The sequence below is a fragment of the Dinoroseobacter shibae DFL 12 = DSM 16493 genome (assembly GCF_000018145.1).
GTDB lineage: Bacteria > Pseudomonadota > Alphaproteobacteria > Rhodobacterales > Rhodobacteraceae > Dinoroseobacter > Dinoroseobacter shibae.
This window is the reverse complement of sequence record NC_009952.1, coordinates 2,246,628-2,268,805: the sequence shown is the minus strand read 5'-3', so window position 1 is coordinate 2,268,805 and position 22,178 is coordinate 2,246,628. Positions and strand designations below refer to the sequence as shown.

Sequence of the window (22,178 nt, the reverse complement as noted above, 5' to 3'; positions counted from 1 at the left end):
GATCAATTCAGGTAGGGCACCGGGTCGACGCTTTCGATCCCTTCGCGGATCTCGAAATGCAGGAAGGACGGATCGCCCGTGGCCACGGTCGCGACCTGCTGTCCCCGACGCACGGTATCGCCCTTCTCCACGGCGATATCTCCCACATTGGCGTAGACCGTCAGCAGGTTGTCCGGGTGCCGCAGCACCAGGATCGGCACCTGGTCCGTATCACGGGTGATCGCGGCGACCTCGCCGTCGCCCGCCGCCACCACGGGCGTGCCCGGGTCCGCAGCGATGCCGATGCCGTCGTTCCGGCCCTTGTCGTAATCGCGGATGATCCGGCCCGCGACCGGGAAGGCGAAGCTCGCACTGTCCGAGGCCTCGGTCTGGAACTGCCCCATGTCGGGCGCGTCGGGCACGGCGGCCACGGGTTCCGGCTCGGGCAGGGGGGTACTGGCACTCGGTGGGACCGGCGCGACGCTACCCTGCCCGGGCGCGGGCTGCTCGGGGGCGGCGGCAGGGGCCGCAGCCGCTGTGGTCAGCGGCACCAGCAGAACTTGTCCCTCGCGCACCGCGAGATCCGGACCCAGTCCGTTCCAGTCCGCCAAAGCTCGCACCGAGATGTCGTAGAGCCGCGCGATGGAATAGGCTGTCTCCCCGCGCTGCACCTTGTGTTGCATTGGTGTCGGGCCGGACAGTTCCGCCGAGGGCACGGCGCGCACCAGCGGGGTGTCTACGCTGCTGGTGCCTTCGGGCAGCTCCGCCCGTTCGATCGCGCCCGAAGCGAGGACCGCGATATCCGTGGTGCCCACAGGCTCTGCCACCCGGGTCGGCAGGGCCAGAACCTCGCCCTCTCGCAGCACGGTTTCCGGGTTCAGCCCGTTGAACCGTGCCAGCGCGCCCGGGTCGACCCCGAGCCGCGCGGCGATGGTGTTGGCGGTGTCGCCCTGCCGCGACAGGACCACCTGATAGTCGGCATAGGAAATCACCCCGCGCTCATCGGGCTCGGGCCGTGGGGCGGCGGGCGCCCCCACTGCGCCGGCAGTCGAGAACGGGCCGCCGAATGCGTCCCGCATGTCGAAATCCATGGTCGAGGTGTCGCAGCCCGCCAGGGCCAGGGCGCTACAGATCGCCAATACCGAGGCGGTGCGCCGCGCGCCGCACTTGGGAGGCTGGGAGATGTCGGTCATGGGCTCAAGCCTTCTGCTCTTGTCGGGCCGTGGCGCGCCTCTTTTCGGGTCGCTGCGCACGACATCCTTCCTCGGGGGCCGGGACGCGCATTCAGGCGCTGTTCTCCGGCGCGATGCCTTCTACCAGGGGGACAAACCGCACGCTGCGCATCTCTTCATAGTCGAAACCGCTCTCGGTTCGCGTGACCTTGATCAGGCTCTGCACCGCATCCGACTGCCCCACCGGCACGACCATGATACCCCCCTCGCGCAGTTGCGCCAAGAGCGGACCGGGGGGATCTTCGGCGGCTGCGGTCACGAGGATACGGTCGAACGGGGCCTGGTCGGGCAAACCGAAGCTCCCGTCACCGGTCAGAACCGTCACATTGGTCAGATCGAGCGCCTTGAACCGGGCCTCGGCGGCACGGGTCAGGCGGCGGTGACGGTCCACGGTCCACACGCGGCGGGCAAGTTGGCTGAGGATCGCCGCCTGGTAGCCTGCGCCTGTGCCCACTTCGAGAACATGGTGGCGGGGCCCGATCTCGGCGGCCTGTGTCATCAACCCCACGATCGAGGGCTGGCTGATGGTCTGGCCACAGGCGATGGGCAAGGGCACGTCCTCATAGGCGCGGCCCGAAAACACGCCTTCGACGAAGAGGCCGCGGTCGATCTTTTCCATCGCCGTCAGGACCGCCCTGTCCCGAACCCCGCGCGAGCGCAGAGCATAGAGGAACTGCATGACCTGTTCCGGCGATGGGCTCATGCCAGGGCGGCCTCCAGGTCGGCGAGTTTGTCATAGGCGGTCAGGTCGGCGCGCATGGGCGTGACCGAGATATAGCCGTCGAGGTTGAGACTCACGTCGCTGCCTTGCTCGGCCGGCACGTTCTGTGCACTGCCCTGGACCCACAGGAACCGCCGGCCAGACGGCGACAGCTGCGCCTCTACCCGGAACCGCGCATGCGAACGAAGTCCTTGTGGGGCCGCGCGCACCCCTTTCACACCGGCGGCCAGCACCGGCGGGAAGTTGACGTTGTAGAAGGTGCCGTAACCCGGCCCACCCCACTGATCCGCAGCCAGCAGCTTGCGCACCACCGCGACCCCGTGGCGGCGAGCGGCGTCAAACGGGTCGTCGGCAGTCGCCATGGCGGGCCCGTAATACTGCGACAACGCGATGGCCTTGTGGCCTTGCAGCGCACCCTCCATGGCCCCGCCCAGGGTGCCGGAATAGAGTGCGTTCTCCCCGGAATTGTTACCCCGGTTCACCCCGGACAGGATCAGGTCCGGCGCATCGCCGTTCATCACGTCATAGAGACCGGCCATCACGCAATCGGCCGGGCTGCCCTCGGCGGCATAGCGGCGCGGGCCCAGCTCGGCGATCATGGTGGGTTGGGTATAGCTGATGCAATGGCCCACACCGGACTGCTCGAACGCCGGGGCCACGGTCCAGACCTCGCCACCCGGACCAGCGATCTCGGCGGCGATTTCCGCCAGGACCTCGAGCCCGGGGGCGTTGATACCGTCGTCATTGGTAATGAGGATGCGCATGATCTGCCCTTGTGTCTGCCCTGATCCCTGTTAGCGGCGGCGCGCGGCGGGGACAAGGGAGGCCGGGCAGCGGGCGCGCCCCCGCCCTGCGCAGGGCACTCAGGCGTCGAGCAGGGCGAGCAGGCGTTTGGCCTCCGCGGCAGGCGCGCTCAGGGCGGTGCGATCCTCGCCGGGGAAGAACCGGGCACGGGTGGCCGTGGGCATGGGCGCGGGAGTGAAGCTTGCGACCTTCGGCCCGGTCCGAACGGTCTCGGCGGCCCAGCTGGCCACAAGGGCCGCCTCGGCCGCCTTGGAGGCCCCGTAAAGCCCGAAGAATTTCTCGCCCGCCCGCGGATCGGCGCAGAAGATAGCGCGCCCCTCGGCGGCTTCGTTGAGCAGAGGCGCGACCATGCGGATCACTCGCTGGGTAGCCTCCACATTGGTGGCGAATGTCTTGGCGTAGTCCTTGGGGGCGGCGTGATCGACCGGCGACAGAGTGGGTGCATGGACCGCGCAATGCACCAGCAGGTCGATCCGGCCCCAGCGGTCGTAGATAGCCCGGCAGATCCCGGCAACCGCATCCTCCTTGGTCAGGTCGATCGGCGCGAGCGTCGCGCTGCCGCCCGCGGCCTGGATCCGGTCGTCGAGTTCTTCGAGCGCGCCCACGGTCCGCGCCAGTGCGATAACATGGGCGCCGCGCGCGGCCAGGGCCTCGGCCACTGCGTGCCCCAGCCCGCGGGAGGCGCCGGTAACCAGCGCAATCTTGTCGGTCAGATCATATGCCATGGGCGAGGGTGTAGGCTTGAGCGTCGGGGGAGCGCAAGGGGGTGTGTACCTGCGTCGCGCTTGACTTTGGCGTGCGCGGACGGAACAACCGAGGTAACCTCTGCAACGACAGGATGACAGCGATGAGCACCACGACCCTCTCCCAAGCCGCGTTCGGCGAGACGACACTTCTGCGCAAGGCCCTGCTGGTTCTGGGCGGATCGCTCTTCATCGCCGTTGCGGCGCAGGTCAGCGTTCCGATGTTTCCGGTGCCGATGACCCTGCAGATGCTGGCGATACTGCTGGTAGGCTTTGCCTTCGGCGCCCGCCTCGGGGCGGCGACGGTGCTGGTCTATCTCGGCCAGGGCCTGGCGGGGCTGCCGGTCTTTGCCAATGGCATGAACGGACTGGCCTTTGCCGGCCCGACCGCGGGCTTCCTGATCGGCTTCGTGGCCGTGGCCTATATCGCCGGGCTGGCCGCCGAGCGCGGGTTCGCCAAAGGCTTCGTCGGCACGACGGTGGCGGCCCTGGTGGCCTCGGCGCTGGTCTATATTCCCGGCGTGGCCTGGCCGATGCTGGTGGCGTCGTCGTTCGGGATCGAAGGCGGCTGGGTCGGCATCGGCGCCGACAAGGCCTGGGCCTGGTTCATGGGGCCGTTCCTTCTGGGCGATGCGGTCAAGGCCGTGATCGCGGCGTTGATCGTCTCCGGGGCCTGGAAGGTGCTGCGCCGCGCCTGACGCAGCTTCACTGAATAACTCTGATCGCGAAACGCCGCCCCTTGGGGCGGTGTTGTCGTTCGTGCAGGGGCCAAGCGCCTTGGAAGGCGCTTAAGCCCGTTGCAACGGGCTTGCCCCGGCGACCGACGCGCATGCTAGCGGCACCGATTGGAGAGCCTCCGGGTTCTCGCTGCTCTCTGCCGAGAAGGCTGGGATCGTCTTGATCGGATCTATCCGGGCTCACGGCGTGAGGTCTGATCCGAAACCACGGTCGCGCTGGATGCCTCGGTGGCTCTGACTTCTGGTGCCGCGTCCCGGTCGAGCGACGGCGTGTCCATGACCGTTCGCGACTGCCGCAGCCGCGCCAGCGCCGCCTTGCACATCCCCATCTCCAGCCAGCGGCATCCGGCGCAGATCCGGTCCAGGTCGTCAGGCACCAGCCGCGCCATGCGGTCCTGCGCCTGCCCCCAGGTGATCACCTCGCCTGCCGCCAGATCGAGCGCCGTGCCATGGGCCCGGTCCAGCCGCGCGATCTTGCCTTGATCCACACAAAGCCGTCCGCGCCGCTTGGGGCAGGGCGCGCAGATCGCGTCCGTATGGGCAGTCACGGTGATCTCGGTCGCGTCACCACCGGCCGCGCGCAGGCGCGTCACCACGATCTCGTGCATGTTGGCCGTGAACCGGTCGGAATAGCCCTTGCCCTCGAACCCCAGGGCGCACAGGAAATGATGCGGCCGGAACCGGATCATTCCGCCGCGGGGCGCAGCTGGAACCCTTTCTCCAGCATGTCCGACGGGGCCACCGGATATTCGCCTGAAAAACACGCGTCGCAATATCGAGGGGCCGCCGGGTCCCGGCCTTCGGGAACGCCCGCGGCGCGGTAAAGCCCGTCCAGCGTGATGAAGCGCAGGCTGTTGACCCCCAGATGAGCGCACATCTCGTCCTCGGACATGGTGGCGGCCAGCAGTTTCTCCCGCTCCGGCGTGTCCACACCGTAGAAACATGGCCAGGAGGTCGGGGGTGACGCGATCCGGAAATGCACCTCTGCGGCTCCCGCATCGAGGATCATTTCCTTGATCTTGCGCGAGGTCGTGCCGCGCACCACTGAGTCGTCCACCAGGATCACCCGCTTGCCCTTGATCAGCGCGCGGTTGACGTTCAGCTTCAGACGCACGCCCATGTTGCGGATCTGCTCGGTCGGCTCGATGAAGGTCCGGCCCATATACTGGTTACGGATGATTCCCATGGCATAGGGAATGCCCGACTCCTGGCTGTAGCCGATGGCGGCGGGCGTGCCACTGTCCGGCACCGGGCACACAAGGTCCGCGTCCACGGGCGCTTCCTTGGCCAGTTCCACCCCGATCATGCGGCGCGTGTCATAGACCGACCGGCCGCCGATGATGCTGTCCGGGCGGGAGAAATAGACATGCTCGAAGATGCAGAAGCGGCTGGCGCGGCGCTCGAACGGGAAATAGCTTTGCACGCCTTCGTTTTCGGTGATTACCACCATCTCGCCCGGCTCGATCTCGCGCACGAACTCGGCCCCAATGATGTCGAGCGCGCAGGTCTCCGAGCTGAGCGCCCATCCATCGCCGAGCTTGCCCAGCACCAGCGGGCGCACGCCCAGCGGATCACGTACGCCGATCAGCTTGGTGCGGGTCATGGCGACCACAGAAAACGCCCCTTCGCAGCGGCGCAGGGCGTCCTTCATCCGCTCGGGGATGTTGCGCTGCAGCGACCGTGCCATCAGGTGAATGATGCACTCGCTGTCCGAGGAGGACTGGAAGATCGAGCCGCGGTCGATCAGTTCGCGACGAAGGGCATCGGCATTGGTGATGTTGCCATTATGGGCGATCGCCGCGCCGCCCATGGAAAACTCGCCGAAGAATGGCTGCACATCGCGGATCTGGGTGTGCCCTTTGGAGCCGGCGGTGGAGTATCGCACATGCCCGATGGCCAGATGGCCGGGCAGGGTTTCCATCAGTGACGCCTTGGTGAAGTTGTCCCGCACATAGCCGAAGCGTCGGGCGGAGTTGAACCCGATTCCCGGCGCATGGCTGACGATGCCGCCGGCCTCCTGGCCGCGATGCTGCAGCGCGTGCAGGCCGAGGGCCACGAAATTCGCGGCCTCCGGCAGGCCGACAACGCCGAACACACCGCATTCTTCATGCAGCTTGTCGTCGCCGTCATCGGAACGCACGGCGTCGAAGTCAAACGGATGGGCCGGGGGCATCTTGGGCGGCCGGTCGGCGGGCGTGTCTGGGTGGGACAACGGGCGCTCCGATTCCTTGAAGAGGTCGGGCTCGTCATACTGCGTCGCAGCGCGTCTGTCACGAAACTATCATGGAAACTGCGGGACGCGGCCGCGGGCGCGCTTAGCCGGACTGGCCCAAAGGCTCGAGGCCGCTCCCGATCGCGCTCAGAACAGGATCGCGCGGCTGCCCCGAGGGGTGGGGGTTTCAAGCTGGCGCAGGGCCTCGGCGGCCGCGACCTCGTCTTCGCAGGGCCAGCGGTCATATTCGGCCAGCCGGATCTTCGGGGCGTAGTCGCATGTTGCATCGCGTTCGATGAAATAGGTGACCTCGCAATCGTCGAATGCGTGGCCGTTCTGGTCGAAATAGGTATTGCGCACCCGCATGGAAAACCGTGCCTGGGCGAAGCGCGGGGTGCCCATCACCGTGGTCTGGATGAAGGCGAGCCCCGCCCGCACCAGGATGGAGCGATAGCTGCTCAAGGCCGCGTGCAGATCCTCGCGCGACTGCAGGACGAGAATGCGGTCGCCGAAATAGACCGCGACCGGAGTGGCATACATCTCGGTCAGGTCCATCAGCTGGCCCCGGGTGAAACGGTCGACGATGCAATTTGCGAAAACGTGAGAAGCGGGCGTCATGATCGATACTCCCAAAACGGGGCGGCGCCGCATCCGATAATCCGGATGGGGCGGTGTTACTACAGGTTGTCAACTGGGGCCCGCACCTGAGTGAAGGGTGCCGCGGCCGGGTCGTAAGCTTGCTGCGGGAGCGCTAACACCAAACCGCTTTGAACGTCTCTAGGCAAAATTCTCAATTGTGGATGTGACGTAGCGTTACGCTGGGAGGTCGCGGGGGATCGGTCCCGAGGCCGCGCGTCGGTGCCTCGGAAAACCGGGGCGAGCGGCGCCGAAACGGGCCGGTTGCGCGTGATTCTGTCCCGCGGCCCCGGCCGATCAGGCGCCGCAGTTGCCCACCAGCTCTTCGTACCGCCCGACGATCCAGCCAGTCGCATCCTCGGGGATCTGCGCTTCGATCTGTGTGGTGAGCGAGCCGAACACCTCCGCCGACCGGCTGTCCTCGACCATCGCCATGCTGTCGCTGACCATGATGCGTTCATAGGCCAGCAGCGCCACAGCCACCAGCAGGATGCCCCGCACCGCCCCGAACAGGAAGCCGAGCCCCTGGTCCACCCCGCCGAGGGCCGTACGGTGGATCAACCCGGAAAAGAGCGGCGTGAAGACTGACACCACGATCAAAGTGACCGCAAAGACCCCGGCAAAGGCGGCGATGATCGCCAACTCGCAACTGTCCTGCAAGATCGGTCCGACATAGGGCAGTTCCTTGATCAAGGGCTCGACATCCCCGGCGAACAGGAAGGCCACGATGGCCGCCGCAATCCAGCCCGCGATCGCCATGACTTCGCGCACGAGGCCCCGGGAAAACGCCAGCAGCGCCGAGATCACGATGACACCGGCAACGATGCCGTCCACCAGAGTAAAACCGTCCATTCCCGCGCGTCCCCTGTTGGGCTTATCCTGCCCCGAACATGTCCCCGACCACCGTGGCCAGGTCCGGCATCTGCCGTGTTTCCAGCCCCGAGGTGGTCCCCGTCTTGCTGCCTGCCGGGGCAAGCGCCTTGGTGAAACCAAGTTTCGCGGCCTCTTTCAACCTGTTTTCGGTCTGGCCAACGGGGCGCAGGGCGCCCGAAAGGCTGATCTCGCCGAAGACGACCATCTCCGCCGGCAGGGCGATATCCTCCCGCGCCGAGAGCAGCGCGGTGGCCACGGCGAGGTCCGCCGCCGGCTCGCCGATGCGCAAGCCGCCCGCAACATTGAGATAAACATCGAGCCCGGTGAACGGGATGCCGCAGCGCGCCTCCAGCACCGCCAGGATCATCGACAGCCGCCCGCTGTCCCAGCCGACCACCGTGCGCCGCGCATTGGCGAGCGCCGAAGGCGCGACCAGCGCCTGCAATTCGCACAGTACCGGCCGGGTGCCCTCGATGCCCGCGAACACCACCGAGCCGGGGGCAGGCGCGTCGCGCCCCGACAGGAACAGCGCCGAGGGGTTGGCGACCTCGGCCAGCCCCGCGCCGGTCATTTCGAACACGCCGATCTCGTCGGCCGGGCCGAACCGGTTCTTGACCGAGCGCAGAATGCGGAACTGATGCCCGCGCTCGCCCTCGAAATAAAGCACCGTGTCGACCATGTGCTCGACCACCCGTGGCCCCGCGATCTGTCCCTCCTTGGTCACATGGCCCACCAGGATCACGCTGGTGCCCGACCGCTTGGCAAAGGTGACCAGCTCATGGGCGCAGGCACGCACCTGCGCCACCGAGCCCGGCGCGCTGTCCACGGTGTCGGACCAGAGCGTCTGGATCGAATCGAGAATGGCGAGATCCGGCGCCTCGGCCTCCAGCGTGGTGAGAATGTCGCGCAAGTTGGTCTCGGCCCCCAGCTTGACCGCCGCATCGGCCAGTCCCAGCCGCCGCGCGCGCATCCGTACCTGGCTCGTCGCCTCTTCGCCCGAGATATAGACGGCCTTGGCCCCCGCCCGGGCAAAGCTCGCCGCCGCCTGTAGCAAGAGCGTCGATTTCCCGATCCCCGGATCGCCACCCACCAGCACGGCGGAGGCATCCACCAGCCCGCCGCCCAGCACCCGGTCCAACTCCTCCAGCTGCGAGGTCCGGCGCGGCGGCGGCGCGTCCTCGCTTGCCAGATCGCCCAGGGGCACTTTCTTGCCCCGGATCCCGCCGAGGCTCTTCTTCGACGGTCCCGCGCTCAGGGGCACCTCTTCGGAGATCGAATTCCACGCCCCGCAGCCGTCGCACCGGCCGGACCACTTGGAATGGGCGGCGCCGCACTCGGCGCAGATGAAACGGGTGGCGGGTTTGGCCATATCAGGCGCTCCGGATGATGGGACGGCTCAAAGCCCGCGTCACGGGCCGTGCGGGTCCTGTCTCTTGCCCGATCCTGCGGCGGTGGTCAAACCGCCCGGACGCTCCGCGAGATAGCTGAAAAGCAGTGACGCCAGAACACAGGCCGTGAACAGCCCCAACCCCCAGGCGACCTCCACCCGCGCCAGCCCGACACCTTTGACGATGACCACGTAGAGCGCGATCAGGAATACGTCCGCCATCGCCAGCCGCCCGAGCCAGATCAGCCAGACAGGCTTCTTCGCAAGCAGCCCGAATTGCACGGCCGCCAAGGTCAGGGTCTTGGCATAGGGGGCAAGAATGGCAAGCACCGCCACCAGTGCGGCCAGCGCCGGGGCGCTGTCCCACAAGCTCGCGACCCCCGACAGCACCGAAATCTCGGCCAATCCGAAGATCGGCAGCAGCCCCGCGCGCAAGAGCGGCGCGGTCCAGGCGATGGGAAACAGAACCAGCAGCGACAGGTTGGCCCAGGCCAGCACTCGCGCGTTCACATCCCGACCTCGCATGCTGCCGGGGCGCCCGCGTGGCGCGGCAAGCGCCTCGGGGCGCAGTCGATCACGGTCACCATCATCGCGTCAGCTTAGGCAGCCACAGCCTGGCGGGCAATGCGACGCGGGACGACAACCCGGCGGAGGCTGGCCCGGGCGCACGGCCGCCCGCCCTTGGACAAGCCGCTCAGGGGGGCGGGGCGCTGCGTGCGGGCTTCTCCCGCAGCGCCCAGAGAACCAGCAACGGGGCTTCGACGGCGCGCATCGCATGCACGACGTTGAACGGATTGTACCAGGTGCCGCCTTGCGGGACGTGGACCCAACCCGCGCGGCCCTGCCGAAACTCCCCCGGGCTGAGAACGAGATAGGTCTCTTCGGGGCTGTGCCTGTGATCGGGGTATTGCACATGCGGGGCCAGCAGCGACATGCCGATCCAGACATCGTCGCGCGGCTCCAGCCCGCCGGGGCCGACGAGCATGGCATTGGCGTGGGCGTCGGCGAAATGCGCGCTCGCCCCCGGACCGCCCCCCTCGCGGCGGCGCCACTGGAGCGCGGGCTCAAGTGCGGCAAAGCACTCCGCAAGGTGTCGCAGATCCGGCGCGTCGAACCGCGCAGGGTCGAGGAGGGCGTCGAGATGCGTGCAGACGGGCAACCGTGCGCCGATGGGGGCCGCGTTCGGGGCCGCGGTCTCGAGGCTGTTGAAGATACGGTCGAGGGACCGCGCTGAAACTGGCTCGGTCGCGCGGGCGGCATAACTCTGTCGTGCGGCGTCCAGAAACGCTTGCAGGGCTTGGATGCGTTCGGTCATTTCCGGATCCCGGCTCCAGGAGAACGTGCCGCCAATCGCGGCGGCATTCCCAGTCTAATCCGTGTACGGGCCCGGACCCAAGGCGTGATGTCGTATCGCAAGCGACCTGCCGCCAAATAAAGCTTGGAGGCCACTCGACATGACGCGACCAGCGCCAAGTCGGCACTGGTCGCGGGGTTTGAGGCTGCGCGCGGATGCGCGCAGGCGTCAGTTCTTGATGATGTTGTGCTCGGGGCCGAAGGGGAACCCGGTGATGTTTTCCACCGTGTTGTCGTCGTTGATGACCAGGATGTCATGCTCGCGGTAGCCCCCGGCCCCCGGCTGACCCTCGGGGATCATCACCATCGGCTCCATGGACACCACCATCCCTGGCTTCAGCTCGGTTTCGATATCCTCGCGGAGCTCGACGCCCGCCTCGCGGCCGTAGTAGTGGCTCAGCACACCGAAGCTGTGCCCGTAGCCGAAGGAGCGATACTTCAGCAGGTCCCACTCGCGATACATCTCGTTGAGCTCGATCGCGATGTCCATGCAGCGCGCGCCGGGCTTGATCAGCTGCAGGCCACGCTCGTGCACCTTCACGTTCTTTTCCCAGATGTCGAGGCTGGCATCGTCCACATGGTCACAGAACAGGGTCCGTTCCAGCGCGGTGTAATAGCCGAAGATCATCGGGAAGGTGTTGAGGCTGAGGATCTCGCCCGACTGCACCTTCTTGTTGGTCACCGGGTTATGGGCGCCGTCGGTGTTGATGCCGGACTGGAACCAGGTCCAGGTGTCCATCAGCTCGACGAAGGGGAAGGAGTTCGCGATCTCGCGGATCATCGCGGTGGTGCCGGCGATGGCCACTTCATGCTCGGGGACACCGGCCTTGACCGCTGCGGCCACGGCCGCGCCACCCACGTCGGCGACGCGCGCGCCTTCCTTGATCAGCTTGATCTCTTCGGCGGACTTGATGGTGCGCATCCACATGGCGGGCTGGCCGACATCGACGAACTCGACGCCCGGCAGCGCATCCTGCAGCAGCTGGCGGTACTCGAGCGAGACATGGTCGAACTCGATGCCGATGCGCTTGGCGCCCGGGGTCAGCTGCTGGATCGCGCGATAAAAGTTGTCGCGGCGCCAGTCGGTGTAGGTGATGTTGTTGCCAAAGCTCCGGCGGAAGGGCTGGCCGCCATCGATCCCGGCGGAGATCGTCGTGGCGTTCTTCTGGTCGATGACCATGCCGTATTTACGGCCGAAATAGCAATACAGCCAGCCGCTGTAATAGTTGATGCAGTGATACGAGGTGAAGAGCGACGCATCGACATCGTTCTTGGCCATCCAGTCGCGCAATTCGTTTTGCCGACGGGCCATCTCGGTGTCCGAAAAGGGCGAGAACTCTTTTTCGCCGTTATGCCATTCCATGACGTGGAGCATGTCGTCGACGTTGGTATTACCGTCCATCTCGAAGATCCTTCCTGCTGACAGTGACCCGGCTTGGGTAACAGCGCGCCGAGCGGAGGAAAAATTAATTGAAATGATTATACCATTAGCAATGCAAATGTGATCATCGGCAAGCGGACCTCACTTGGTGCGCGCGCGCGTCGGAAGCCGGAAGGTGGACACATCCTCGGTGATCTTCTCGATCAGTTTCAGGGCGGCGTCGGACATCTTCACATGTTTGTAGAACAGGCCCACATGGATGTTTGCGAGGTTGGGAAACCCCTCGCCGGGGCTCAGCAGCCGCATTCCGGGCAGCAACGTCTTCTTGGTCAGCGCCGTGACGCCCATACCGTCCAGCACCGCCTTTTGCAGGGCAGACACGCCCAGGCTCTCGAACGAAATCCGCCAGTCCCGCCCTTCGGTGTTCAGCGCGTCGATCATGCGCTTGCGGTAGAAGCAGCCGTTGGGATGCGCGACGACCTTGAGCGGCTGGTCCGGATCGATTCTGTGGTCGCGGGCGCAGACCCAGACCGGATGCTCGGACCAGTAGACCGAGACATGGGGTGCGGGCATCGAATCGGTTATGGCTATGGTCATGTCGAGGTCGTCCACATGCAGCGCCGATAGAAGATCCGGGCTGCGGTTGCAGCGAATGTCCAATTGAACGGCAGGGTTCTCGCGGGCGAACCTGGTGATGATGCTCTGGAAATACTCGATCGCGTAATCCACCGGCAGGCCGACGCGGAGCGTGCCCAGGATGGACGCTTGCTGCAGGTTCGCAACGGCCCGGTCGTTGAGGCGCAACATCTCGCGGGCATAGCCCAGCAGGGTCTGTCCGTCCGGCGTCAACTCCACCTGCTTGCCTTGTTGGGCCAGCAGTTTCTTGCCGGTGATCTCCTCGAGCCGCTTGATCTGAAGCGATATGGCCGGTTGCGTCCGGCCGAGAATGCGCCCGGTTTCCGTATAGTTACGCAGATCAACCACCGTCACGAAGGTCCGCAGCAGGTCGGTTTGCAGATTGGTGAATTTGCGCGCCATTAACAATCCTTATCCCGGCATTGTTACTATGAATTTTTGGCAGAGCACAAGCTACCGTAGGCTTCGGCGCATCTTTTGTCTCTGGGGGTGCCATGCCACGTTCGACCGTTTTTGCTGCTGAAATGCCCTGGCCGGACTATCAGAAACGGGTGCAATCGGGTGACGTGCCCGTTCTCATCCCGCTGGGATCGATGGAACAGCACGGCCATCACATGCCGATGCATGTGGACGTCCTGCTGCCGACCGAATTCGCCCGCCGCGTGGCCGAGAAGGTCGGGGCCCTCGTCGCACCGCCCTTTACATACGGATACAAGTCCCACCAGAAGTCCGGCGGCGGCAACTTCTTTCCCGGCACGACGAGCCTCGATGGCGCAAGCCTCGTGAACGCGCTCAAGGACGTGGTCAAGGAATTCGTCCGCCACGGCGTGCGCAACCTGTGCATCGTCAACGGGCATTTCGAGAACTCCTGGTTCATCACCGAGGCGATCGACCTGGCGTTGCGCGAACTCGGCTGGGGCGGCGTGCATGACGTCAAGATCGTCGTGCTGTCCTATTGGGACTTCGTGGACCAGGCCTCCATCGAGAAACTCTATCCCAATGGGTTCCTGGGGTGGGACATCGAACATGGCGGTGTTCTGGAAACATCGCTGATGCTGCGCCTGCACCCCGATCTGGTGTCGCTGCAGGACGCGGTGGAGCACGCGCCCGCGACCTTCCCGCCCTATGACGTCTACCCGGCCAAGCCCGAATGGACCCCGGCAAGCGGCACCCTGTCCTCTCCGAAAGAGGCGACCGCCGAGAAGGGCGACATCCTGCTGGAGGTCTGCACCGCGGGCATCGTCAACGCGCTGCAAACCGAGTTCGCCCTGACCGCAGGCCCGTCCGGTAGCAACTGAACAACAGCCAAGAACAAAGAGAAAAATTCGTCCCAACAAGGAGTTTTCCAATGCCGACCAACCTGATCCGGCCCAGTCGCCGCAGCCTGTTGAAGATGACCGGCGCCGCGGCTCTCGCCACGCCGTTTCTGTCGATCCGTGCCGCCGCGCAAACGACCGAGCTGTCGATGCTGGCCTGGTACGGTCATGCCGAGCCCGACATCGTCGGCGCCTTCGAAGAGGCCAACAACGTCAAGTTCGTCCCGAAATACTACACCGGCGGCGACAACATGCTGGGCCTGATCGCCCAGTCGCCGCGGGGCACCTTCGATGTGATCCTGTCTGATGCCGAATATGTCCAGCAGCTCAATGCCGCTGGCTTCATCGAAGAGCTCGATCCGGCCGATTACGCCTTCGACGATTTCTTCCCCGAGTTTCAGAAATTCCCCGGCCACTGGCAGGACGACAAGCTGTTCTCCGTGATCACGCGCTTCGGGTTTCTCGGCGTCGCCTACAACACCGATGCCTTCACGGCGGAAGAAGCCTCCAGCTACGATCTCTTTGCCGACGAGCGTCTGACCGGCAAACTGGGCCATTTCGACTGGCACCTGCCCAATCTCGGCCAGATGAGCCTGCATGTGGGCAATGCCAGCCCCTACGACATCGACGAAGCGGCCTGGGAGCGCGTGCAGGAGCATACCATGGGTCTGCGCCGCCAGGCGGGCGGGTTCTTCGACTATGGCGGCACCTTCTCGTCGCTCGACAACGGCCAGATGCTGGCCTTCGCCGGGATCGGCGACTGGATCACCGGCACACTGGAGAAAAACGGCAGCCCCGTGCGCTCCGTCATCCCGGAACAGGGCGGCCTGCAATGGACCGAGAGCTTCTCGATCGGGAAGGGCTCGCGCAACCAGGAGATGGCCAAGAAGTGGATCCAGTACATCACCTCGCCCGAGGGCCAGGCAAAATCCGCCGACATGGCCGCATACCCCGCCATCGTGCCGTCGCAGGCTGGCTGGAAAGTGCTCAACGACACCAACCCGGCCGAGGCGCGGCGCCAGAACATGGTCCTGGGTGAGCGCAACGCGATGGACATGATCCGCGAGGGCCTGATCCAGTATCGCCAGCTCCCGGTTCAGCAGAGCCTGGAGGACTGGAACGACTTCTGGTCCGACTACAAAGGCGCCTGACGCATACGCGGGGCGGGGGCGGCGGATCCAAGGCTGCCCCCGCATCGCATTTCGATTGCAGAGCCATGGGATTTCACATGACCAAGCGCCCGACATTCTTTTCCCTGATCCTGTCTCTGCCACTCCTGATCTGGCAGCTGACCTTCTTTCTGTTTCCGCTTCTGTTTCTGGTCGCGATCAGCTTCTGGACAGTGCGCAATTTCCAGATGACGCCGGATCTGAATTTCGCCAACTGGGAGCGGATCCTGACGCGCGGCGTCTTCTGGGACGCCTATTTCCGCACGATGGTCCTGGCCACGACCGCGGCCGTGATCACCAGCGCGATCGCCTTTCCCGCATCCTACGCGATCTCCTTCAAGATGAGCGAGAAGGCCAAGCGGTGGATGATCTTCATCCTGATCATCCCGTTCTTCACCAGCTACCTGGTGCGGGTCTATTCGTTGCAGGTGTTCCTGTCCGACGCGGGCATCGTGAACGCGGCGCTGGGCTATCTCGGCCTCGGACCCTTCACCATGCTGAACAACGCCTTCGGCATTCTCGTCGGCATGGTCACACTGACCCTGCCGCTCGTGATCCTGTTGCAGACCTTCAGCCTGAATTTCGTCAACCGGGACCTGATCGAAGCCGCGCACAACCTGCGGTGCGGGCGGCTGCGCACGGTGTTCGCGGTGATCGTGCCCTCGGCCAAGGTCGGCCTCGTGATCGCGGCGCTCTTTGCCTTCATCCTCAGCTTCGGGGATTTCGTCAGCCCGCTTTACCTCGGCGGCGGCAACCCTCCGACGCTGTCGATCATGATCACCGACATCACCAAGTCCGGACAACAATGGCCGCGCGCCGCTGTGGTCGCGATCATGATGATCGCCACCCTGCTGACCGTTGCCTTCGCGGCGATCACATACGCCTACAAGGAGCGGGGCAAATAAGATGGGCAACGAAAACCGTATCATCAATATCCTGCTCAAGGTGCATATCGCCCTTTGCCTGCTGTTCATCTTCGCGCCGATCGCGGGCAGCTTCGTGTTCTCGCTCAATTCCGACCGGTTCCCGTCCCTGCCTCTGGGGGAGTTCTCGACCGAATGGTACCGCCTGATCTGGGAGGACCCGCTGGTCTGGCAGGGCTTCGGCAACACGCTGGTGGTGGGCCTGACGGTCGCCGTCATCGCGACCTTGCTGGGTTTCGGCGGGGCGTATACCGATTTCCGCTACAACTTCACGGGCAAGTCCTTCTACGTGGCCTTGGCGCTCTTGCCGCCGACGATCCCGGTCGTGATCCTGGGGCTGGCGATGCTGGCCTTTCTCAGCCGGGTGAACCTGTCGGGCACGACGATTTCGGTCATCATCGCTCACGGTGTCATGTGCAGCCCCTTTGCCATGGCGATCATCCGGCTGCGTCTGTCGCAGATGGACCCGGACCTCGAAGCGGCCTCGTGGAACATGGGCGGCAACCAGTGGCAAACCCTGCGCTATGTCATCATCCCCTTCGCCAGACCCGCGATCTTCGCGGCGCTCTTCATCACCATGGCCGTGTCCTTCGATGAATTCGCGGTGGCCTGGTTCGTGTCGGGGCTCAACGAAACCTTGCCCGTCAAGATCCTCGGCTTCCTGCAAGGTCAGGTCAGCCCGCGCATCAACGCCATCGGGTCGCTCCCCTTCCTGAGTTCCATGACGCTGATCATCTTGGCCCAGCTTCTGCTGCGCAGCCCGGAGGACAAGAAATCATGAAAGCGAACGCACAAATGGACCAGTCGTCAGAACCGATCGTGAAGTTCGACAACGTCGTCAAGCGGTTCGGCAGCTTCACCGCGGTCAAGAAGGCGGATTTCGAGATCGGGCGCGGCGAGTTCCTCGCCATCATGGGCTCCTCGGGCTGCGGCAAGACCACGACCCTGCGGATGCTTGCCGGCCTCGAGGACCCCACCGAGGGGGCGATCTATCTCGATGGAGAGCAGGTCAACGGCAAGGCGACCTGGGATCGCGACACGCCGATGGTGTGGCAATCGCTGGCCCTGTTTCCCTTCCTGACCGTGCAGGAGAACGTCGAATTCGCGCTGAAGATGCGCGGCATCGGCAAGGAAGAGCGGCGGCAGCGTGCCGACAAGTGGCTCGACAAGATGCAGATCACCGAGTTCGCGGACCGCAACATCAACCAGCTTTCGGGCGGCCAGAAGCAGCGCGTGGCCCTGGCCCGTGCTCTCGTGACCGAGCCGAAGATCCTGTTGCTGGACGAGCCGCTCTCCGCGCTCGACGCGCATCTCAAGGTCCGGATGCAGTCGGTCTTGTCGAACCTGCAAAAGGACCTCGGCATCACCTTCGTCTACGTGACCCATTCCATGTCCGAAGCGTTCTCCATGGCCGACCGCGTGGTCATCATGAGCCGTGGCCAGATCGAACAGATCGGCACCCCCGAAGAAATCTACCGTGAGCCGCACAACCGCTTCGTCGCGGAGTTCCTCGGGTCCGCCAACATCTTCGACGGTGTGGTCGAGGGGCCCGCCGAGGACGGCGGCTGGCGCGTCAGCTACGAAGGCGGCGAAACGGTTCTGGACAAGTCCGAGCTGGCCGAGGCCCGCAAGGGACAGGCCGTGACCTTCATCGTCAGTGCCGAGAACATGCAACTGAGTCTGCCCGACAGCGGCCAGCCGGGGATCGCGGCGAGCGTTGCGGGCGAGGAATTCATCGGGGGCACCGCGATGGTGTTCCTGGAAACCGCCACGGGCCAGGAGCTCAAGGTCCAGAAAACCCACGAGGAGCTTTCGCAGCTCGATCTGCATGCCGGGTCGCGCATCATCGTGCACTGGGCGCCTGACAGCTGTCACGTTCTGCCCGGCGAGACCGGCGCGCGGAACTAGACCGCGCGCGGCCCCGCTCGCGCCAGCCCGGCGCGGCCCGGGGCCGAGACCGAAAATTTGCCGTGCTGTGCCCGGTCGCGTGTATCCTACGGAATGACGGACCAGCAAGACGGGCACCGGCATCGGAAAAAGGCACGCGGGCAAGGAGGTCCGCGCGCGAGACTAGACCCATGGGAGGACTTTCATGTTGATCCGATCAGGACCGTTCAGGGGGGTGAATCCACACACATCCCTGATATCGGCAGGGATAATCCTGCTTTTCGTGTTGCTTGTGCTGGCGTTTCCAAGCCGTTCGGCCGACTGGATCGACGCCGCCAGAACCCTTATCACGTTCTATTTCGGCTGGTGGTACGTGCTGCTTTCGGGCGTGTTTCTCGTATTCCTGATCGCAATCGCGTTCAGCAAATACGGCGCGATCCGGCTCGGAGACGCGGACGAGCGCCCGAAATACAGCTACTTTACCTGGTTCGCGATGCTCTATGCCGCGGGGCAGGGGATCGGGATCATCTTCTGGTCCATCGCCGAGCCGATGTTCCACTACTCGGGCGGCACGCCCTTCGCCGATGGCAGCGGCACCGCGGCTGCGGCGGACATGGCGATGCAGGTGACCTTCTTTCACTGGGGCCTGAACGCCTGGGCGATCTACTGCATCGTGGCCCTGGCCTTGTGTCTGGTCAGCTACCGGCTGAAGAAGCCGCTCGGCATCCGCTATACCCTCTATCCGTTGTTCGGCGACCGTGTCGAAGGCCCGCTGGGCGTGGTGATCGACGTGGTGGCGGTGTTCGCAACCATCTTCGGCATCGCGACCTCCCTTGGCCTGGGGGTCACGCAGATCAACGCCGGCCTCAACCACCTGTGGGGCGTTCCGATCTCCGAGACGGTCCAGCTTGTGCTGATTGCCGCGATCACGGCTGTGGCGCTGTGCTCGGTCCTGTCGGGCCTTGACCGGGGCATTAAGTGGCTGTCGCAGGTCAACATGTGGCTGACGATCGCCCTGCTGGTCTTCTTCTTCACCTGGGGGCCGACCCAATACCTGCTGGTGAGCCTGGGCGAGGTGACGCTGGCTTACTTTGTCAGCCTCTTCTCCTTCAACGTCTACATCGAAAGCGTGCCCGCCGAGGCAACCCGTTGGAGCGACATGTGGCAGGGCTGGTGGACGACCTTCTACTGGGGTTGGTGGATTTCCTGGGCGCCCTTCGTGGGGGTGTTCGTGGCGCGCGTGTCGCGGGGCCGGACGGTGCGGGAATTCATCCTTGGCGTCGTGGGCGTGTCCTCGATCCTGTCCTTCGTCTGGATCGTGGCCTATGGCGGCACCGCGCTCTGGGCCGAGGTTCTGGGGCCGGGGGGCGTGTCCGATGCGGTGAGCGCGAATGTCTCCATGGCGCTCTTTGCCACCTTCGATGCGATGGATGTGGGGGCCATCGGCTTGGTCGCCGGCGTGTTCGGCACGATCCTCGTGACGACCTATTTCGTGACCTCCTCGGATTCCGGCACGCTCGTTGTCGCCACGATCCTCAGCGAGGGCAACGAGCATCCGATGTATCGCCACCGCATGATCTGGGGCACGTTCGAAGGTGTCGTCGCCGCCGTCCTGCTGGTCGTTGGCGGGAGTGCCGCGCTCAGCACGCTGCAGACCGCGGCGATCATCGCCGCACTGCCGTTCTCGGTGATCATGGTGCTTATGTGTTTCGCGATCATCCGCTGCCTTGCGCTCGAACATGGCAAAGAGGCGATCAGATCCGCCGACAAGACCGCCTGATCCGGCGGTATCGGGTGGGCGCGGGAGCGCCCGCCCGTTCAGGCGTCGGCGTCCTCCGGGACCGCCTGGCGCCGCCAGGTTTCGGGGGGCACACCCTCGCGGGCCCGGAACACCTTGCTGAAATGGGACGCATCGCAAAACCCCGTCGCGGCGGCGATATGCGTGACGGACTGGTCGGTGCGCCGCAGCAACTGGCGCGCGACATTCAGCCGAACCGCGATACCGGCCTCCGCAGGTGACAGCTGCAGCGCCTCGCCGAAATGGCGTTGCAACTTGCGACGGCTGATGCCCAGACGCTTTGACAGCTGATCCACGGTCAACGGCGTCGCCACGTTCTGCCGCATCAGAAGCAGCGCCTTGCGGACCAGCTTGTCCGAGGTGCTGAATTCCAGCGGCAGCCCCGGCTGCGGGTTCTCCGGGGTCTGCGCCTCGTCGATGATCATGATGTTGAGGCTCTTGCGCGCGGCGGCCTGCCCGATATGGCGGTCCACCAGGAAAGCGGCGAGATGGGCCGAGCTTGCCCCCCCGGAACAGGTCAGCCGATCGCGGTCGACGACGAAGATCTGGTCCGATACCGGGATCAGCCCCTCGAACTGTTCGAGAAAATCGTTGTGATGAAACCAGCTCACGCAGCAGCGATAGCCCTCCATCAGCCCCGCCTGGTGCAGGATGAACGCCCCCGTGCAGACCCCGACGATTGGGACATTGGCCTCGGCCGTGCGCTTGAGATAGGCGATGTAGTCGGGGTTCAGATCCTGGATCGCCGGGATCAGTCCGCCCACAACGACCATGTAGTCAAAGGCGCGCGGATCGCCGAGACGCTGATCGGGCTGCACCGGAATCCCGCAGCTCGACACCACCGGGTTCATGGTCGCCGACAGAACCTTCCACGAACACCGGATCGGCCGGGAGCGGTCGCCCTCATCGGCCGCGAGCCGCAGCACATCGACGAAATTCGCGAACGCCGACAGGGTGAACTGCCGCGTCAGGATGAAGCCGACCTTCAAGGCTGGTTTGGTGCTCATTTCGGCCTTTCCCGCGCGATCACTTGGCCAGAATATACTACGCTTTTGGCGCAAGGATACAATGCGTGTGCCGTGCTCTGAGTCAATGTCCACCGAACGCACCCTTCCACATCCGAGGCTTTGCACATGACCCATTTCTCCGCGATGTCGCTGCTGAAAAATGCGCTTACCGGCCACAAGAACTGGCCCGAGCAATGGCCCGACAAACAGCCCAAGGACGAATACGACGTCATCATCGTCGGCGCTGGCGGCCACGGGCTGGGCGCGGCCTACTACCTGGCCAAGGAGCACGGCATCACCAATGTCGCCGTGATCGAGAAGGGCTGGCTCGGGGGTGGCAACACCGGCCGCAACACCACGATCATCCGTTCCAACTATCTCTATGACGAGAGCGCGAAGCTCTACGATCACGCACTCGATCTGTGGGAAAACCTGTCGACCGAGCTGAACTACAACGTGATGTATTCCAAGCGCGGCGTGATGATGCTGGCCCATAACGTGCATGACGTGCAGTCGTTCCAGCGCCATATCCATGCCAACCGGCTGAACGGCGTCGACAACCAGTGGCTGACCCCAAAGCAGGCCAAGGAATTCTGCCCGCCGCTCAATATCTCGCCCGATGCGCGCTATCCCGTGATGGGCGCGGCCCTGCAAAAGCGCGCCGGGACCGCGCGCCACGATGCGGTGGCCTGGGGCTATGCGCGGGCCGCGGCCAAGCGCGGCGTCGACATCATCCAGAACTGCCCCGTGATCGCGATCCGCCGTGCCGCCGATGGCTCGGTCGAGGGCGTCGATACCGCAAAGGGCTTCATCAAGGCCAAGAAGGTGGCCGTGTCCGCCGCCGGTCACACATCGGTCGTGATGGACAGCGCGGGCGTGCGGATGCCGCTGGAAAGCTACCCGCTCCAGGCGCTCGTGTCGGAACCGATCAAGCCGGTCTTCCCCTGCGTCGTGATGTCGAACACCGTGCACGCCTATATCAGCCAGTCCGACAAGGGCGAGCTGGTGATCGGCTCGGGCACCGACCAGTACACCAGCTATTCCCAGCGCGGCGGCCTGCCGCTGATCGAACACACGGTGTCGGCGATCTGCGAGGTCTTCCCGATCTTCAACCGGATGCGGATGCTGCGCAAATGGGGCGGCATCGTGGACGTGACCCCCGACCGGTCGGCCATTCTCGGCAAGACCCCGGTCAAGGGGCTCTACGTCAACTGCGGTTGGGGCACGGGTGGCTTCAAGGCGACCCCGGGGGCGGCGCACACGCTGGCCTGGACCGTGGCCAAGGACGAACCACACCCGATCAACGCCCCCTTCACGCTCGAACGCTTCACCACCGGCCGTCTCATCGACGAAGCCGCCGCAGCCGCTGTTGCGCACTGAGGAG

General features: G+C 65.1%; 22 protein-coding genes. 8 read left to right on the top strand and 14 right to left on the bottom strand.

Going from position 1 to position 22,178, the window contains the following annotated elements; translation table 11 throughout:
• Positions 1 to 2 precede the first annotated feature (2 nt).
• From DSHI_RS10880 to DSHI_RS10865, 4 genes are all read right to left on the bottom strand, one after another.
• Positions 3 to 1,172, bottom strand: coding sequence for a LysM peptidoglycan-binding domain-containing protein (locus DSHI_RS10880; RefSeq protein ID WP_157865317.1), 1,170 nt, complete (start codon positions 1,170 to 1,172; stop codon positions 3 to 5).
• A 91-nt stretch (positions 1,173 to 1,263) separates the two neighbouring features.
• Positions 1,264 to 1,914: a protein-L-isoaspartate(D-aspartate) O-methyltransferase gene (locus DSHI_RS10875; protein WP_012178805.1), complete on the bottom strand. Its 651-nt coding sequence runs from the start codon at positions 1,912 to 1,914 to the stop codon at positions 1,264 to 1,266.
• On the bottom strand, positions 1,911 to 2,696 hold the full coding sequence (gene surE / locus DSHI_RS10870; RefSeq protein WP_012178804.1) for a 5'/3'-nucleotidase SurE: 786 nt from the start codon (positions 2,694 to 2,696) through the stop codon (positions 1,911 to 1,913). The genes DSHI_RS10875 and surE overlap by 4 nt, the downstream gene beginning before the upstream one ends.
• 99 nt (positions 2,697 to 2,795) lie before the next feature.
• Positions 2,796 to 3,461 (bottom strand): SDR family NAD(P)-dependent oxidoreductase, encoded by a 666-nt coding sequence (locus DSHI_RS10865; RefSeq protein WP_012178803.1) that lies wholly within the window; start codon positions 3,459 to 3,461, stop codon positions 2,796 to 2,798.
• Positions 3,462 to 3,583: 122 nt separating this feature from the next.
• On the opposite strand from DSHI_RS10865, the gene DSHI_RS10860 reads away from it, so the two are divergent.
• A complete protein-coding gene (locus DSHI_RS10860) occupies positions 3,584 to 4,177 on the top strand; it encodes a biotin transporter BioY (RefSeq protein WP_012178802.1) in 594 nt (197 codons plus the stop codon).
• Between the two features lie 209 nt (positions 4,178 to 4,386).
• On the opposite strand, the gene DSHI_RS10855 is transcribed toward DSHI_RS10860, so the two are convergent.
• From DSHI_RS10855 to DSHI_RS10815, 9 genes are all read right to left on the bottom strand, one after another.
• Positions 4,387 to 4,905, bottom strand: a complete 519-nt coding sequence (locus tag DSHI_RS10855; RefSeq protein ID WP_012178801.1) for a DUF1284 domain-containing protein — start codon at positions 4,903 to 4,905, stop codon at positions 4,387 to 4,389.
• Positions 4,902 to 6,389, bottom strand: coding sequence for an amidophosphoribosyltransferase (purF, locus tag DSHI_RS10850; RefSeq protein WP_044028704.1), 1,488 nt, complete (start codon positions 6,387 to 6,389; stop codon positions 4,902 to 4,904). The genes DSHI_RS10855 and purF overlap by 4 nt, the downstream gene beginning before the upstream one ends.
• A 186-nt stretch (positions 6,390 to 6,575) precedes the next feature.
• Entirely contained in the window at positions 6,576 to 7,046 is a 471-nt protein-coding gene (locus DSHI_RS10845; RefSeq protein WP_012178799.1) for a hypothetical protein, read from the bottom strand.
• 315 nt (positions 7,047 to 7,361) lie between these two features.
• Positions 7,362 to 7,916, bottom strand: coding sequence for a CvpA family protein (locus DSHI_RS10840; RefSeq protein WP_012178798.1), 555 nt, complete (start codon positions 7,914 to 7,916; stop codon positions 7,362 to 7,364).
• Positions 7,917 to 7,938: 22 nt separating this feature from the next.
• Positions 7,939 to 9,306 carry a DNA repair protein RadA gene (radA, locus tag DSHI_RS10835; RefSeq protein ID WP_012178797.1) on the bottom strand — a complete coding sequence of 456 codons (1,368 nt, stop codon included), beginning with the start codon at positions 9,304 to 9,306 and terminating at the stop codon, positions 7,939 to 7,941.
• Positions 9,307 to 9,345: 39 nt separating this feature from the next.
• Positions 9,346 to 9,849, bottom strand: a complete 504-nt coding sequence (locus DSHI_RS10830) for a paraquat-inducible protein A (protein WP_083768376.1) — start codon at positions 9,847 to 9,849, stop codon at positions 9,346 to 9,348.
• Positions 9,850 to 10,018: 169 nt separating this feature from the next.
• Positions 10,019 to 10,639, bottom strand: a complete 621-nt coding sequence (locus DSHI_RS10825) for a dimethylsulfoniopropionate lyase (RefSeq protein WP_012178795.1) — start codon at positions 10,637 to 10,639, stop codon at positions 10,019 to 10,021.
• Between the two features lie 207 nt (positions 10,640 to 10,846).
• Complete coding sequence (locus DSHI_RS10820) at positions 10,847 to 12,079, bottom strand: M24 family metallopeptidase (RefSeq protein ID WP_012178794.1); 1,233 nt, start codon at positions 12,077 to 12,079, stop codon at positions 10,847 to 10,849.
• Between the two features lie 120 nt (positions 12,080 to 12,199).
• Complete coding sequence (locus DSHI_RS10815; RefSeq protein ID WP_012178793.1) at positions 12,200 to 13,096, bottom strand: LysR substrate-binding domain-containing protein; 897 nt, start codon at positions 13,094 to 13,096, stop codon at positions 12,200 to 12,202.
• Between the two features lie 92 nt (positions 13,097 to 13,188).
• Between DSHI_RS10815 and DSHI_RS10810 the strand changes: the two genes are divergently transcribed.
• The 6 genes from DSHI_RS10810 (at position 13,189) to DSHI_RS10785 (ending at position 19,769) form a co-directional block, all read left to right on the top strand.
• Positions 13,189 to 13,992 carry a creatininase gene (locus tag DSHI_RS10810; protein WP_012178792.1) on the top strand — a complete coding sequence of 268 codons (804 nt, stop codon included), beginning with the start codon at positions 13,189 to 13,191 and terminating at the stop codon, positions 13,990 to 13,992.
• A 50-nt stretch (positions 13,993 to 14,042) separates the two neighbouring features.
• Positions 14,043 to 15,161, top strand: a complete 1,119-nt coding sequence (locus tag DSHI_RS10805) for a polyamine ABC transporter substrate-binding protein (protein WP_012178791.1) — start codon at positions 14,043 to 14,045, stop codon at positions 15,159 to 15,161.
• A gap of 77 nt (positions 15,162 to 15,238) precedes the next feature.
• On the top strand, positions 15,239 to 16,084 hold the full coding sequence (locus tag DSHI_RS10800; RefSeq protein WP_012178790.1) for an ABC transporter permease: 846 nt from the start codon (positions 15,239 to 15,241) through the stop codon (positions 16,082 to 16,084).
• A gap of 1 nt (position 16,085) precedes the next feature.
• Complete coding sequence (locus DSHI_RS10795; protein ID WP_012178789.1) at positions 16,086 to 16,883, top strand: ABC transporter permease; 798 nt, start codon at positions 16,086 to 16,088, stop codon at positions 16,881 to 16,883.
• Positions 16,880 to 18,010 (top strand): ABC transporter ATP-binding protein, encoded by a 1,131-nt coding sequence (locus tag DSHI_RS10790; protein ID WP_012178788.1) that lies wholly within the window; start codon positions 16,880 to 16,882, stop codon positions 18,008 to 18,010. The genes DSHI_RS10795 and DSHI_RS10790 overlap by 4 nt, the downstream gene beginning before the upstream one ends.
• Before the next feature lie 184 nt (positions 18,011 to 18,194).
• Positions 18,195 to 19,769, top strand: a complete 1,575-nt coding sequence (locus DSHI_RS10785) for a BCCT family transporter (RefSeq protein ID WP_012178787.1) — start codon at positions 18,195 to 18,197, stop codon at positions 19,767 to 19,769.
• 38 nt (positions 19,770 to 19,807) lie between these two features.
• Here DSHI_RS10785 and DSHI_RS10780 read toward each other — a convergent pair whose 3' ends face one another.
• On the bottom strand, positions 19,808 to 20,794 hold the full coding sequence (locus DSHI_RS10780) for a GlxA family transcriptional regulator (protein WP_012178786.1): 987 nt from the start codon (positions 20,792 to 20,794) through the stop codon (positions 19,808 to 19,810).
• 126 nt (positions 20,795 to 20,920) lie between these two features.
• On the opposite strand from DSHI_RS10780, the gene DSHI_RS10775 reads away from it, so the two are divergent.
• A complete protein-coding gene (locus DSHI_RS10775; RefSeq protein WP_012178785.1) occupies positions 20,921 to 22,174 on the top strand; it encodes a sarcosine oxidase subunit beta family protein in 1,254 nt (417 codons plus the stop codon).
• Positions 22,175 to 22,178 lie beyond the last annotated feature (4 nt).

Bases quoted from the DNA above. Each gene is read 5' to 3' on its own strand.
- DSHI_RS10880 (WP_157865317.1), bottom strand. From the start codon at position 1,172: ATGACCGACATCTCCCAGCCTCCCAAGTGCGGCGCGCGGCGCACCGCC.
- DSHI_RS10875 (WP_012178805.1), bottom strand. From the start codon at position 1,914: ATGAGCCCATCGCCGGAACAGGTCATGCAGTTCCTCTATGCTCTGCGC.
- surE (WP_012178804.1), bottom strand. From the start codon at position 2,696: ATGCGCATCCTCATTACCAATGACGACGGTATCAACGCCCCCGGGCTC.
- DSHI_RS10865 (WP_012178803.1), bottom strand. From the start codon at position 3,461: ATGGCATATGATCTGACCGACAAGATTGCGCTGGTTACCGGCGCCTCC.
- DSHI_RS10860 (WP_012178802.1), top strand. From the start codon at position 3,584: ATGAGCACCACGACCCTCTCCCAAGCCGCGTTCGGCGAGACGACACTT.
- DSHI_RS10855 (WP_012178801.1), bottom strand. From the start codon at position 4,905: ATGATCCGGTTCCGGCCGCATCATTTCCTGTGCGCCCTGGGGTTCGAG.
- purF (WP_044028704.1), bottom strand. From the start codon at position 6,389: ATGCCCCCGGCCCATCCGTTTGACTTCGACGCCGTGCGTTCCGATGAC.
- DSHI_RS10845 (WP_012178799.1), bottom strand. From the start codon at position 7,046: ATGACGCCCGCTTCTCACGTTTTCGCAAATTGCATCGTCGACCGTTTC.
- DSHI_RS10840 (WP_012178798.1), bottom strand. From the start codon at position 7,916: ATGGACGGTTTTACTCTGGTGGACGGCATCGTTGCCGGTGTCATCGTG.
- radA (WP_012178797.1), bottom strand. From the start codon at position 9,306: ATGGCCAAACCCGCCACCCGTTTCATCTGCGCCGAGTGCGGCGCCGCC.
- DSHI_RS10830 (WP_083768376.1), bottom strand. From the start codon at position 9,849: ATGCGAGGTCGGGATGTGAACGCGCGAGTGCTGGCCTGGGCCAACCTG.
- DSHI_RS10825 (WP_012178795.1), bottom strand. From the start codon at position 10,639: ATGACCGAACGCATCCAAGCCCTGCAAGCGTTTCTGGACGCCGCACGA.
- DSHI_RS10820 (WP_012178794.1), bottom strand. From the start codon at position 12,079: ATGGACGGTAATACCAACGTCGACGACATGCTCCACGTCATGGAATGG.
- DSHI_RS10815 (WP_012178793.1), bottom strand. From the start codon at position 13,096: ATGGCGCGCAAATTCACCAATCTGCAAACCGACCTGCTGCGGACCTTC.
- DSHI_RS10810 (WP_012178792.1), top strand. From the start codon at position 13,189: ATGCCACGTTCGACCGTTTTTGCTGCTGAAATGCCCTGGCCGGACTAT.
- DSHI_RS10805 (WP_012178791.1), top strand. From the start codon at position 14,043: ATGCCGACCAACCTGATCCGGCCCAGTCGCCGCAGCCTGTTGAAGATG.
- DSHI_RS10800 (WP_012178790.1), top strand. From the start codon at position 15,239: ATGACCAAGCGCCCGACATTCTTTTCCCTGATCCTGTCTCTGCCACTC.
- DSHI_RS10795 (WP_012178789.1), top strand. From the start codon at position 16,086: ATGGGCAACGAAAACCGTATCATCAATATCCTGCTCAAGGTGCATATC.
- DSHI_RS10790 (WP_012178788.1), top strand. From the start codon at position 16,880: ATGAAAGCGAACGCACAAATGGACCAGTCGTCAGAACCGATCGTGAAG.
- DSHI_RS10785 (WP_012178787.1), top strand. From the start codon at position 18,195: ATGTTGATCCGATCAGGACCGTTCAGGGGGGTGAATCCACACACATCC.
- DSHI_RS10780 (WP_012178786.1), bottom strand. From the start codon at position 20,794: ATGAGCACCAAACCAGCCTTGAAGGTCGGCTTCATCCTGACGCGGCAG.
- DSHI_RS10775 (WP_012178785.1), top strand. From the start codon at position 20,921: ATGACCCATTTCTCCGCGATGTCGCTGCTGAAAAATGCGCTTACCGGC.